Source organism: Colwellia marinimaniae (assembly GCF_002207865.1).
Lineage (GTDB): Bacteria > Pseudomonadota > Gammaproteobacteria > Enterobacterales > Alteromonadaceae > Colwellia > Colwellia marinimaniae.
Genome location: NZ_BDQM01000528.1, coordinates 1 through 234, shown reverse-complemented (window position 1 = coordinate 234; position 234 = coordinate 1). Strand labels below are relative to the sequence as shown.

At 65.8% G+C, this 234-nt stretch carries 1 protein-coding gene; it reads right to left on the bottom strand.

What is annotated here, in order from left to right; translation table 11 throughout:
* Positions 1 to 234 (bottom strand): BON domain-containing protein (locus tag MTCD1_RS20365; protein ID WP_143760238.1); only part of this gene is annotated, 234 nt, incomplete at both ends.

The window sequence follows — 234 nt, the reverse complement described above, 5'->3', positions numbered from 1 at the left end:
CTTCTTGGCGATGGCGCTCAGCGTGTCGCCGCGCACCACGTCGTGGTACTGCGCTTCGGGTTCGGGGTTGGTCACGCTCATCTGGTTGTCCACGCTGGTCACGCTGGCCACGTTGCCGCAGCACAGGGTGACCTTTTCCTTGGCCGCCTGCGTAGGTGCGGTGCCCTTCACCGTCACCTTGCCCTCGGGGCCTTCGAACTGGACCTGCACGTCGCTCACGCCCAGGTTCTGCGA